A 13,110-nucleotide genomic window follows, 5' to 3' on the forward strand; every position below is an offset into this window, starting at 1 on the left:
GGGCTGGGCGGGGGCGTTGAGCGCCATGGATGGCGCGAAACGAGGCCCGCATGGATGCAGTTTTTGCCGTCCCCCGCACAGCCCCACCGCCCGGCCCAGCGCCGGATACATAAAGCCCCACCCGCGAGGGGGTCTCACCCGTTCGCTTCCACCTGCAGCACGCCATCGACCACCGCCACCACCCGCACCGGTGTCCCCGCCGCCAACTCCGGTCCGGTCACCTGCCACGACGCATCATCGATGCTCACCCGCCCCTGCCCGGCCACGATCCCCTGCTGCAGCACCGCCACCCGGCCCACCAGCTGTTCGCTGCGGCGGTTCAACAGGGGCTTGTCGCTTTCGCGCCCGCGCGTGCGGCCCCAGCGCCGATACGCCTGGATGGCCACCACGCTCAGCACCACGAAGGCCACCACCTGCCACAGCACCGGGATGCCGGGCACCAGCGCGGTGATCAGGAACACCGCAGCCGCGCCGATGCCGATCCACAGCATGAACGCGCCCGGCGCCATTGCTTCGGCGGCGAACAAGACCAAGGCCAGCGCCCCCCATCCGACCACTTCCCAGCGCATGTCAGTCTCCAAAGCGCGGCGGCACCGCGCGCGTGGACTTCTTCTCTTCCTGTTTGGCGAAGGCGTGCTTGGCCAGTTCGGCGACGCCTGCGATCGATCCGATCACGCCACTGGCTTCCATCGGCATCAGCACCAGTTTCTGGTTGGGCGAGGTCGCCAGCTCCTTGAAGGCCTCGACGTACTTCTGCGCGATGAAGTAGTTGATCGCCTGCACGTCGCCTTCTGCGATCGCCACCGACACCATCTGGGTCGCCTTGGCCTCGGCCTCGGCCAGGCGCTCGCGGGCTTCGGCATCGCGGAACGCGGCTTCACGTCGACCCTCGGCTTCCAGCACGGTCGCCTGTTTCTCACCGTCGGCACGCAGGATCTCCGACTGGCGCGCGCCTTCGGCTTCGAGGATCTGCGCGCGCTTTTCGCGCTCGGCCTTCATCTGTCGTGCCATCGCATCGAGCAGGTCACGCGGCGGCTGGATGTCGCGGATCTCGATGCGGTTGACCTTCAGGCCCCAGGGATTGGTGGCCTGGTCGACCACGCTGAGCAGCTGGGCATTGATCACTTCGCGCTGGCTGAGGGATTCATCCAGGTCCATCGAACCGATCACGGTACGGATGTTGGTCTGCACCAGGGCGATCATCGCCACTTCCAGGTTGGACACTTCATACGCCGCCTTGGCCGCATCCAGCACCTGGAAGAACACCACCCCGTCCACCCGCACGGCGGCGTTGTCCTTGGTGATCACTTCCTGGCTCGGCACGTCCAGCACCTGCTCCATCATGTTCACCTTGCGACCCACCCCGTACACGATCGGGATCAGGAAGTGCAGGCCGGGGGACATGGTGTGGGTGTAGCGCCCGAAGCGCTCCACCGTCCATTCGTACCCCTGCGGCACCATCCGTACGGCCTTGAACAGGATGATCACGGCCACCAGGGCCAGCACCACGGTAAAGAACATCGTCGGGAACATCGCGCTTCCTCTTCCATGAAAACCGACCTGCAGCATACCGCGCGGGGTGGGTTTGCCGCGCTGGCGGGCTTTTTGGTCTGTCGCGCTGCGGCGGCAGGCAGGGCTGTGCAGGACACGCCACAAGTACGTCCATGTAGGCTCGCGTTCGGCTCCTGCCTCACGACGGTCCTGCACACCCCTGCCTGCCGCCGCCTGACAGTGGGTCGGTCCGCCGGGGCAAAAGAGAGAAAAGAAAGAGCAGCCGAGCGTTGCTCGGCTTCTTGAAGCAGCGCTCGCGGAGTGTCCAAGAGGCAGGGGGCGGGGCTGCGCGGGACGCTGAGCCGCATGGATGCGGCGATGCAGCCTACAGGGGTGAGCGCGCATTGCTTGCGAGGCACTGCCTCGCATGCGCTCGAACGCACAGCCGCCAGCGGATGGGCCGGGCCGCGGAGCGGGACTTGCGGCGTGTCCCGCGCAGTCCCGCCCCCTGCCTCAAGCCAGCAGCCCCCGCCGCTACGCTCTAAATGCGGGTCGTGGCCATGAAGCGTTCGCGGTCGTGGGCGGTGCGGCGGCGGATCTCCGCCAGCGCTTCGTTCTCGGTGGCTTCCAGCATCGCCTCGAACAGGCGCTGGAAGTGATGGCGCATCGCATTGCGCGCTGCAACAGGATCGCGCGAGGCGAGGGCTTCGAAGATCGCCATGTGCTCGTCCGCACGGCTGGCGCCATCGTCGTGGCAGACCCGCGAATAGACTTCGGCCACCCGCGGCAGGTCGCTGCGCATGCGCCAGATCTGCTGCACGAAGTACTCCACCACCGGATTGCCGGACAAACGCGCGATGGTCAGGTGGAAGCGGCGATCGAAGTCGCCTGCTTCGGTGTCAGTGAGGTCGCGGCGGCACAGTGCCTCGGCCAGCACCCGCAGTTCGGCGATGTCCGCATCGTCCAGGTTGCCGGCCGCCAGCGCGGCCGCTTCGGCCTCGAACACCGCGCGCGCCGCGGTCAGGTCGAAGGCGCTTACGTCAGGGAAGCCGCCCTGCCCGTCCAGCGGACGCGGCTTCACGTAGACCCCCGAACCGATCCGGATGGCGATCCAGCCCTGCGCTTCCAGGGCGATTTCCGCCTCGCGCACGGTAACCCGGCTCACGCCGAAGCGTTCGGCCAGTTCCCGTTCGCCAGGCAGGCGCGCGCCGGGCGGGAACTCTCCGTCCTCGATCAACTTGCGCAGTTTTGCGGCGATGGTCTGGTACAGGCGGTTGGCGGACATGGGCTGACCCTCGGTGGTTCCCTCCGGCACCGTCCCGGGCCACCGCACGCGGGGCTGGTCCGGTTGGAGCAACGGCGCGATCACCAGGATCGCGCCGTCTCGTTCAGAACTTGTATCGTACACCGAAAAATGCACGTCGCCCGTAGCTCACCACCTCGCGGAAGTTGCCATAGGAAGGCTGGTAGGCCACGCGAGGTTCATTGGTGATGTTCATCAGTTCCAGCGACAGCGACAGGTTCTTGTTCACCCGGTAGCGGGCGCGCAGGTCCACGCTGGTGTTGTCATCGTAGTACCGGTTCTGCTGCGCGGTGTTGCCGGTGAAGTCCTGGTAGTACTTCGAACGGAACTTGGCGATGGCCTGGATGTTGAACGGACCGACGTCCCAGTACAACGAGCCGGACAGGACGTGCCGCGAGAACCCGCTCAGGCCGGCCGGGGAGACGATCGCGGGAATCACGCTGCCATCGCTGGCGAGCTGCTCGCCCAGGCGCGAATCCTGGGTTTCGTAGTCCGAATCGGCGTAGTTGTAGCTGACCTTGAAGCCCATTCCGTCAAACGGCTGCGGCAGGTAGGAGAAGCGATGGGTGGCGCTGAGCTCCATGCCGGTCAGCGTGCTGTCCTCGTCGGTGGTGACCTGCTGGCGCACCGGCACCGTCACCGACTGGCCGTTGAGGGTGTAGGTCTCATCGACCAGCGCGGTCGCCGTACCCCCGTTGAACTGCTTCCAGTAGACGGCGGCGGCCAGCAGCGTATCCGGGTTCGGATACCACTCCAGCGAAAGATCACCGTTCCAGCTCATCAGCGGCTGCGCGGCCGGGTTGCCGCTGGCACTGATGTCGTCCAGCGCATCGGCCAGGTTGCCGAAGCTGGCATCACCGTTGACGTTGATGGTGCGGCCGGCGCCGAGGGCGGAAATGTCCGGCCGCGACATGGCGCGGTAACCCGCCACGCGCAGCAGCAGGTCATCACGCAGTTCGAAGGAGGCGTTGACGCTGGGCAGCAGCTTGTCGTTGCCGGCCTTGAAGGTCTGGGTGGTGAAGTCGCCGGTCGGCTGCAGGCGGATGGTGCCATCGCCGTTGTCCACCACGGTCAGGCCGGTGCGCACGCCTTCCGAACGCACGTCGGTCTTCACCCAGCGCACGCCGACGTTGCCGGTCACCGGCAGGCCGAACCATTCACTGGCGAACTCGCCCAGCAGGTACAGCGAGCGGGTCTTCTCGGTGATGTCCACGTTGTTGGGATCCTGCATCGACGGGTCGAGCAGGCTGTCGCTGGTGCCGCGGAAGGACTGGTACAGGCACATCGGGTCGAAGTAGGCCCACTCGGAGATCGTGTTGCCGCTGGCGGCATCCATGAAGTCCTTCTGCGGGAAGGCGGTGCGGCAGCCGCGGTTGGCGGCGATGATCGAGGCCTTGTCACCGGCAATCCGCTGGTCGTAATCGGTAACCAGCGTGTTGTCGCGCAGCGTGTAATCGGCCTGGCTGGCACGCAACCCGCCCTTGATCCGGGTGAAGAATCCGTCCTCCGGCATGAAGCTGGCATCGAAGCGGCCGGCGCGGATCTGATGGTCGTTCTCGGTCTCGCTGGAGGTCACGCGCGCCGCGCCGGTGTAGGCGTCCCAGTTGCCCGGGTCGAAGGCGGGATCGAGGTAGACGCTCGGCACCTCGCCCTGCCATGCCCAGTCATAGTTCACATAACCGGTGGTGCCGCTGCTGATGCCGGGCACGATCGCATTGGCGGTGTCGCGCTGGTTGGCGCGCAGGCGGGTGGCGCGCTCGTTGTCGACGCGCCGGGTATGCGAATACGACAGATCGGTGGACAGTTCCCAGGCCGGGCTGGGGCGCACGATCAGGTTGAGGCCGCCACCGGTGTACTCCTCGTTGCGCCAATAGCGGTTGGAGGTCGAATCGATCGAGGTGCTGCCGGACAGTGCGCGCACCACGCCGTTGTCGTCCACCTGGCGGTCCACGATGCCACGCCGGGTGTTGGAAAGGCTCAGGTCGCTGCGGTTTTCATACCAGTTGCGGTCGGTGTGTTCCACATCGACATTGACCTCGACCACATCATTGGGCCGCCACTGCACGGCGGCGAACTCGCTCTGGCGGTCGTTGCGCTCCTGCTTCAGGCGGTAGATCCGGCTGCTGGGCACCAGGTAGTAAGGCGTGCCGGCCGCAATCGCGGCAGCCCCCGGCTCGGTGCAGTTGGCGTTGGCGACATTGACCCGCCCGTCGCAGGCGTACCAGGTGGAGCCACTGGTGATGCTCTCTTCCGGATCAGACCCTTCCAGGCGCTGGATGCCCAGCGAGACGCCGAGCTTGCCGCCGTTGCTGAACTCGAACTGGTCGATGTAGCTGGCCGTGCCGCGGTAGCCGATGCCATCGTCGTCCTTGTATTTCTTGTCGTACTCCGCCCAGCTGCCGCGCAGGTCCATCTGCACCGAGCGCTTGCCGTATTCCAGCGGCTTCACCGTCTCCAGCCCGATCGTGCCGGCCACGCCGCCTTCGATGATGTCGGCGCGCTGGGTCTTGTAGATCGCCACGGTATTGATCAGTTCGGCCGGGAACATGTTGAAGTTCACCGAACGATCGCCGCTGCCGTTGGTGATCTCGCGGCCGTTGAAATTGGTGCTGCTCAGGAACGCACCCAGGCCGCGGATCGAGATTTCCGAGGCGCCGGTCTTGTCGCGGGTGGAGGCCGCGCCGGTCAGCGTCTCGATGGCATCGGCCAGCGATGGCGCCGGCAGGTCACCGATGTCTTCGGCCGACAGCACATCGGAAATGACCGTGTCGTCGCGCTTCTTGTTGATCGAACTCTGCATCGATTCGCGGATGCCGGTGACCTGCACCTGGTCCAGCGTGGTGGCCGCGCCGGTGGCCGGCGGATCGGCCTGCTGGGCCATGGCAGGCGCCGCGGCGAAAAGCGCTGCCAGCAGGGCGGCCGCCAGCGGATGTGGATGGAACGGTGAAACGGGCAGTTCGGTACGACGCATGATGTCCTCCTCCCAAAGGATGTCCCGCACAGCGGGCATGGGGCGCACTTTCGACATGCGGACACACAAATGTCAACCAATTGGACTGATTCTTTCGTCTTACCTCTGCTATAGGCCAATTTTCGGTAGAAAGATGTGCTGTTGCAGCATGACTTAGCCAAGTTCTTGCCCTACTTTGCAGTCCAACTGGACTGGCACCACGGCTTACAATCATCCCCTGCATCGCAGGCCACGCTTCGGAGGGAACACCATGCAGTGTCCAACACGCCATCTGTCCGCCGCCCTGTTGCTGGCCCTGGGGATCGTGCCTGCCTCGCCTGCGGATGCCGCCAGCTATCTGGTCCATGATGCCGGCGAATACGCGACCGCCAGCGCCAACCTGCAGCCGGGCGATGAGATCGTGCTGGCCAACGGCACCTGGAACAACGCGCGCCTGCTGCTGAAAGGCAACGGTACCGCGGCCGCGCCGATCACCCTGCGCGCGCAGTCGCCCGGCCAGGTGGTGCTCAGCGGGCAGTCCGACCTGCGCCTGGCCGGCCAGTACCTGCATGTGGCCGACCTGGTGTTCCGCGATGGCTACAGCCCCAGCGACGCAGTGGTGGCGTTCCGCGAATCCAGCAAGGCGGTCGCCCGCAACAGCCGGGTCACCGGGCTGGTGATCGATGACTACAGCAATCCGGACGCGGCCGACCAGGACCAGTGGGTGATGCTGTACGGCGCATTCAACCGGCTGGACCACAGCCAGCTGCGCGGCAAGACCAACGCCGGCCCTACCGTGGTGGTGGTGCGTGACGCCACCCAGGGCCTGGACAACCAGCACCGCATCGACCACAACTGGTTCGGCCCGCGGCCGGGGCTGGGCGTCAACGGCGGCGAAACACTGCGCGTCGGCACCAGCGACACCTCGCTCAGCGATTCCAACAGCACCGTCGAAGCCAACTGGTTCGAAGGCTGTGATGGCGAAACCGAGATCATTTCCAACAAGTCGGGCGGCAATACCTACCGCGGCAACGTGTTCTACCGCTCGGCCGGGTCGCTGACGCTGCGCCATGGCAACGGCAACCGCGTGCTGGACAACGTCTTCCTGGGTGATGGCAAGGCCGGCACCGGCGGCGTTCGCGTGATCAACGCGCAGCAGCAGGTCAGCAACAATTATTTCCAGGCGCTGGCCGGCAGCAGCAACCGCGCCGGCCTGGCGGTGATGCATGGCCAGGCCAACGCCGCGCTGTCGGGCTACTCGCCGGTGGTGGATGCCCTGATCGAGCGCAATACCTTCGTCGACGTGGCCAAGGTCAGCTTCGGCGTGGGCTACAACGCGGCCAGCGGGATGGTGGTGCCGCCCAGCAGCAGCCAGTTCCGCGCCAACCTGATCGTCAACCGCACCGGTGCCAATCCGGTGACGGTCGATGGCAGCCTGGCCGGCGTGGCCTTCAGCGGCAATGTGCAGTCGCCGCTTGCCTCCACCGCGCTGCCGGGCGGCGTGGACAGCATGACCGTGACGCTGGTGCAGGCGCCGAACGGACTGTGGTGGCCCTCGCCCGCGCTGGCCGACGTGGGCGCGGCAACCAACCTGGCGGTGATACCGCGCGACGATACCGGGGTCACCTGGTATCCCAAACAAGGGGAATGGACGGATGCGGCCGCTGTCGGCCACCGCCTGCCCGCCAATGGAGCTGATCGATGAAACACACCTGCCTGTCGCTTGCCCTCGCCGTGGCGGCCGCTACCACAACCCTGGCCCTGCTGCCCGCCTCGACGGCCTTCGCCGCGGCCCCCGCAGCGGCGGAAAGCAGCACCGCCCCGGTGCTGGTGACCGCTGCGCAGTGGCAGCAGATGGCCAGCGATGGGGCGCGCTATCCGTGGTTCGCCAAGGAGCAGGCGCGCAACAAGGCGATGCTGGAAAAGATGATGAAGGCCGGCATCGACGTGCCCTTCCCCAAGGACAAGGGCGGCGGCCGCACCCACGAACAGCACAAGCGCAACTACCAGGCGCTGTTGGCTGCCGGCACGCTGTACCGCCTCACCGGTGACACCGCCTACGTGGACTACGCGCGGCGCATGCTGCTGGAGTACGCCACGCTGTACCCGACGCTGGGCCCGCATCCGGAAGGCCGCGGGCAGATCCCCGGACGGGTGTTCTGGCAGGTGCTGAACGACTCGGTGTGGCTGGTCAATGCGGTGCAGGGCTACGACGCGATCCGCGACGCACTGCCGGCCAAGGACCGCCAGACCATCGATGACAACGTGTTCCGTCCGATGGCCGGATTCCTCGCCAGTGAGCCGAAGAACTTCGACCAGATCCACAACCATTCCACCTGGGCGGTAGCGGCCACCGGCATGACCGGCTATGTGCTGCGCGACCAGGAGCTGGTGGAAAAGTCATTGCGCGGCAGCCGCAAGGACGATGAATTCGGCTTCCTGCGCCAGGTCGACCTGCTGTTCTCGCCGGACGGTTACTACGAAGAAGGCCCTTACTACCAGCGTTATGCGCTGGCGCCGTTCCTGCTGTTCGCCAATGCCATCGAACGCAACGAGCCGCAACGCCGCATCTTCGAGCGCCGCGATGGCGTGCTGCTGAAGGCGGTCGACGTGCTGGTGCAGAGCAGCTACGACGGCCTGTTCTTCCCGATCAACGATGCGATCCTGGACAAGGGCGTGGACACCGAGGAACTGGTGGCCGGCATTGGTATCGCCTACGCCCGCAGCGGCGATCACCGGCTGCTGTCCGTCGCCGAACAGCAGGGCCGCCTGCTGTTGACCCCGGAAGGGCTGAAGGTGGCGCAGGGCCTGGCCGCCGGCAAGGCCAAGCCGTTCGATTACACCCCGATGCTGCTGCGCGATGGCCCGGACGGTGACAAAGGTGGCCTGGCGATCCTGCGCATGGGCGGTGAACGCGGCCAGGCCCTGGTACAGAAAGACACCATGCAGGGCATGGGACACGGCCACTTCGACAAGCTCAACTGGCTGTTCTATGACAACGGGCAGCGGGTGGTGACCGATTACGGTTCGGCCCGCTTCCTCAACGTTGAAGCCAAGCGCGGTGGCATCTACCTGGCCGAGAACCGCAGCTGGGCCAAGCAGACCATCGCCCACAACACGCTGGTGGTGGACGAGAAGAGCCACTTCAACGGCGACTGGAAGGTCGGCGAGGAACATGCGCCGACGGTGCGCTTCTTCGACGCCGGCAAGGATACCCAGGTCGCTTCGGCGACGATGCGCGATGCGTATCCCGGCGTGGTGTTCACCCGTACCCAGGCCCTGCTGAAGCATCCGGAGCTGGGCCTGCCGGTGGTGCTGGACCTGCTGCAGGTGAGTGCGGACAAGGCAGCGCGCTTCGACCTGCCGCTGCACTTCAACGGCCACATCGTCAGCACCGGATTCGAGGCTGAACGCTTCGTCGACCAGCGCCCGGTGCTGGGCAGGGAAAACGGCTACCAGCACCTGTGGCTGGATGCGCGCAGCCAGGCCGGCAGCGATCAACGCACGCTGGCGTGGCTGCTCGACGGGCGCTTCTACAGTTACCGCTTCGGCAGCAGCGCGCCAGCGCAGGCCCTGCTGGTGGAAAGCGGTGCCAACGATCCCGAGTTCAACCTGCGCCGCGAACCGGCGCTGGTGCAGCGCGTGGACGGCCAGCGCGCGGTGAGTTTCTTCAGCGTGCTGGAGCCGCATGGCGAGTACAACGGCACCGCCGAGTACGTGCACGGTGCCGACAGCCAGATCCGCGACCTGAAGCGCGCACGCGGCAGCGATGCCGAGCTGGTCGAGGTCACCCTGGCCAGCGGCGCGCGCCTTGCGCTGGGCGTGGCCGATGACAGCAGCGCCGATGTCGAACACACCGTCAGCGTGGAGGGGCGCAGCTACCGCTGGCGCGGCAGCCATGCGCGGATCGACCGCGCGGCCGGCAAAGGGGATGCACGATGAAGGGGCCGGCCGCCCTCGACACGTTGCGCAAGGTGCCGGTGCGCTCGGCGGTGCGCTGGCTGATCGTCGGCCTGATCGCGGTCGCCACGGTGATCAACTACATCGACCGCAATGCGCTGGCGGTGATGTGGCCGGAGATCGCGCGCGAGGTCGGCGCGACCAAGGATGACTACGCCTTGCTGGTCACCGTGTTCATGCTGTTCTACGCAGCAGGCCAGTTCCTGTTCGGTCGACTGTTCGACCTGATCGGCACCCGGATGGGCTTCGCCCTGTCCATCAGCGTGTGGTCGATCTCCATCGCGCTGCACGCGGTCACCCATTCGATCCTGTCCTTCAGCCTGGTGCGGGCGATGCTCGGGGTCAGCGAAGCCGGCGCCTGGCCGGGCGCGGTGAAGGCCAATGCCGAATGGTTCCCCGCACGCGAGCGTGCGCTGGCACAGGGCGTGTTCAATGCCGGTGCCTCGATCGGTGCGATCGTGTCGGCGCCGGCGATCGCCGCCTTGTACCTGTGGCTGGGCTGGCGCGGCACCTTCGTGGTGATCGGTGCGATGGGGTTCCTGTGGTTGCTGCCGTGGCTGTTCGTCTACCGCGCCGGGCCGGACAAGCATCCGTGGGTCAGCGACGCCGAGCGCAGGCTGATCATGCAGGACCAGGCCGGAGCGGCCGACCCGGCTGCACCGCGGCGCAGCGTGCGCGAACTGCTGGCGCACCGGCAGAGCTGGGGCATGCTGGCCTGCCGCTTCCTGCTGGACCCGATCTGGTGGCTGTTCGTGTCCTGGCTGCCGATCTACCTGGCGGAAACCTTCGGCTTCGACATCAAGCAGATCGGCCTGTTCGCCTGGGTCCCCTTCGTCGGCGCGATGCTCGGCAGCCTGACCGGTGGCTGGTTGTCCGGCCGGCTGATCCGCGCCGGCCACAGCGTCGACCGCGCGCGCAAATGGTCGATCACCCTCGGCTGCGTGGTGATGGCCCCTGCCCTGCTCGGCGCGGTGCTGGCGGCCGAGCCGCTGACCGCCGTGCTGACCATCGCCGCGGTGTTGTTCGGCTTCCAGGTGGCGATCGGCAACATCCAGACGCTGCCGGGTGACCTGTTCGGCGGACGCTCGGTCGGCACGCTGGCCGGGCTGGGTGGCCTCGCCGCCGTGGCCGGCACGCTGATCACCACCTGGCTGGTGCCGGTGCTGACGCGCGAATCGTACGCGCCGATGTTCATGCTGGTGGCGGCCCTGGTGCCGCTCTCGCTCATCGCGTTGTGGTGGATCACCGGCACGGTGCGCCGCCTCGATGCCCCTTCGCCGAATCCCTGAGCGCAAGCCTGCGCTCCCTTTTTTCCCCCTCACGTAAACAAGGAGTTTCACCCCATGTCATTCCAGGACAAGGTAGCCATCGTCACCGGTGGCGGCCGCGATATCGGTCGCGACATTTCGATCAAGCTGGCCGCTGCCGGCGCCCGCGTCTGCATCAACTACGCCAACGATGAAGCCAGTGCGCGGCAGACACTGGAGCTGATCCAGGCCGCCGGTGGCCAGGCCATCGTGCACCGCGCCGACGTCACCGATCCGGCCGCGGTTGCCGGCCTGGTCGCTGCGGCGCAGGCCGCGTTTGGTCCCCGCATCGACGTGCTGGTCAACGTGGCCGGCGGCATGGTGGAGCGTCGCCCGCTGGCCGACATCGATCCGGCGTTCTTCCACAAGGTGATCGACCTCAACCTCACCTCCACCTACCTGACCACCCACGCGGTCGTTCCGCACATGGGCGAAGGCGCGGCGATCGTCAACTTCGCCTCGCAGGCCGGACGTGATGGCGGCGGCCCGGGCGCGGCGATCTACGCCACCGCCAAGGCCGGCGTGATGACCTTCACCCGTGCGATGGCGAAGGAACTCGGCCCGAAGGGAATCCGGGTCAACGCCCTGTGCTGCGGCATGATCGCCACCCGCTTCCACGATGAGTTCACCAAGCCGGAAGTGCGCACCGCGGTGGCCGCCGGTACGCCGCTGCGTCGCCAGGGCCGGCCGGAAGAGGCGGCCGACGTGGCGGTCTACCTGGCCTCGGACGCGGCAGCCTTCATGACCGGTGCCAACGTCGACGTCAACGGCGGTACGTTCTTCTCCTGACCGGAGTTTTGCCATGCTGCGCTGGATCACTGCTGTTTCCTTTGCCGTTGGTTCGGCGCTCTCCGCATCGGCTGCCCCTGCGCAGCCGGTGTGGGTCACCGCATGGACCGCCTCGCCCGCGCCGGATCGCCTGGATGGCACGCCGCAGGCCCCCATGCAGTTCGCCGCACAGACCGTGCGCCAGGACATGCGGCTGGGCAGCCGCGCCGATGCGTTGCGGCTGCGCATCAGCAATGAACTGGGCACCGCCCCGCTGCGCGTGGAGAACGTGACCGTGCAGGGCCCGTCCGGCACTGCGCTGCCGGTCACCGTGGGCGGGCGCGATGTCATCGAGGTGCCGGTCGGTGCGGCGCTGTTGACCGATGTCATGCCGTTGCACGCGGCCGCACTGGATGAAATCCGGGTCACCGGCTACTTCCCGCAGGCGACCCGGCCTGCGGTCCGGCGCACCACCGTGCGGGTCGCCGATGGCCGTCATCCGACCATCGCCGATTCGGTGGCGGTGTCCTACCGGCAGAATGTGTTCTCCGCGGTACTGGTACAGCGCGCGGATCGGCCGTCGGTGATCGTGGCGCTCGGCGATTCCATCACCGAAGGCGCCACCGCCCAGCGCGGCTCGTACAACCAGTGGCCGGAACGGCTGGCGGTGCGGTTGCAGAGTGCCTGCCCGGACCGCTTCGTGGTGCTCAACCAAGGCATCAGTGGCAACAAACTGCTCGACCACGGCCGCAGCCACAGCGCGCTGTCGCGGCTGGATCGCGATGTGATCGCCACCGCCGACGCCGACCAGGTGATCGTGTTCGAAGGGATCAACGATATCCGCCATGGCGGTGGGCCGGCACCACTGCCCGGCCGCAACGCTGAAGACATGCAGGCCGGCTACCGGCAGATCGCCGACCGCGTGCACCTGCACGGCGGGCGTGCGTTCATCGGCACGCTGACCCCGTTCGGTGGCTCGGAGCGCTACGAACCTGTTTCAGCTGCCACGCGCACGGCGATCAATGCCTGGGCGCGCGGCCCGCAGAGTGGCTATGACGGCGTCGTGGATTTCGATGCGGCGCTGCGCGACCCGGCGGTGCCGGAATCGCTGCCGGGCAGCATAACCCGCGATCACCTGCATCCGAACGATGAAGGCTATGCGCGCATGGCCGATGCGATCGACCTTGGGATGCTGGGCTGCCGGAAGCCCTGATCGTCCTGACCGGTGGGGGGCGGACCGTTTTGGGGACCCGTTGTGGCCGGGGGGTGCCTGTACGACACACGGGGGGCCCCCCCCCAACAGGGGGGGGGGAACCCCCCCGGCGGGGGTG

General features: G+C 67.0%; 9 protein-coding genes. 5 read left to right on the forward strand and 4 right to left on the reverse strand.

Features of this window, described 5'->3' with window-relative positions:
* Positions 1-134: 134 nt before the first annotated feature.
* The 4 genes from ABE522_RS16670 to ABE522_RS16685 form a co-directional block, all read right to left on the reverse strand.
* Positions 135-569: an NfeD family protein gene (locus ABE522_RS16670; protein ID WP_182656836.1), complete on the reverse strand. Its 435-nt coding sequence runs from the start codon at positions 567-569 to the stop codon at positions 135-137.
* A 1-nt stretch (position 570) separates the two neighbouring features.
* Positions 571-1,533 (reverse strand): SPFH domain-containing protein, encoded by a 963-nt coding sequence (locus tag ABE522_RS16675; RefSeq protein ID WP_042615026.1) that lies wholly within the window; start codon positions 1,531-1,533, stop codon positions 571-573.
* Between the two features lie 499 nt (positions 1,534-2,032).
* Positions 2,033-2,776 (reverse strand): FadR/GntR family transcriptional regulator, encoded by a 744-nt coding sequence (locus ABE522_RS16680; RefSeq protein WP_346592658.1) that lies wholly within the window; start codon positions 2,774-2,776, stop codon positions 2,033-2,035.
* Positions 2,777-2,879: 103 nt separating this feature from the next.
* Entirely contained in the window at positions 2,880-5,765 is a 2,886-nt protein-coding gene (locus tag ABE522_RS16685; RefSeq protein WP_406846385.1) for a TonB-dependent receptor, read from the reverse strand.
* Positions 5,766-6,015: 250 nt separating this feature from the next.
* On the opposite strand from ABE522_RS16685, the gene ABE522_RS16690 reads away from it, so the two are divergent.
* Genes ABE522_RS16690 through ABE522_RS16710 form a run of 5 tightly spaced genes read left to right on the forward strand, consistent with a single transcriptional unit; the run spans position 6,016 to position 12,992 of the window.
* Positions 6,016-7,449, forward strand: coding sequence for a polysaccharide lyase 6 family protein (locus ABE522_RS16690; RefSeq protein WP_346592659.1), 1,434 nt, complete (start codon positions 6,016-6,018; stop codon positions 7,447-7,449).
* Positions 7,446-9,686, forward strand: a complete 2,241-nt coding sequence (locus ABE522_RS16695) for an oligoalginate lyase (protein WP_346592660.1) — start codon at positions 7,446-7,448, stop codon at positions 9,684-9,686. Before ABE522_RS16690 ends, ABE522_RS16695 begins: the two co-directional genes overlap by 4 nt.
* Positions 9,683-10,993: an MFS transporter gene (locus ABE522_RS16700; protein ID WP_346592661.1), complete on the forward strand. Its 1,311-nt coding sequence runs from the start codon at positions 9,683-9,685 to the stop codon at positions 10,991-10,993. Before ABE522_RS16695 ends, ABE522_RS16700 begins: the two co-directional genes overlap by 4 nt.
* A gap of 54 nt (positions 10,994-11,047) precedes the next feature.
* Positions 11,048-11,800 carry an SDR family NAD(P)-dependent oxidoreductase gene (locus tag ABE522_RS16705; protein WP_042615032.1) on the forward strand — a complete coding sequence of 251 codons (753 nt, stop codon included), beginning with the start codon at positions 11,048-11,050 and terminating at the stop codon, positions 11,798-11,800.
* A 13-nt stretch (positions 11,801-11,813) separates the two neighbouring features.
* Complete coding sequence (locus ABE522_RS16710; RefSeq protein WP_346592662.1) at positions 11,814-12,992, forward strand: GDSL-type esterase/lipase family protein; 1,179 nt, start codon at positions 11,814-11,816, stop codon at positions 12,990-12,992.
* Positions 12,993-13,110: the final 118 nt, after the last annotated feature.

It is taken from the genome of Stenotrophomonas lacuserhaii, assembly GCF_039674585.1.
Classification (GTDB): Bacteria; Pseudomonadota; Gammaproteobacteria; order Xanthomonadales; family Xanthomonadaceae; genus Stenotrophomonas; species Stenotrophomonas pennii_A.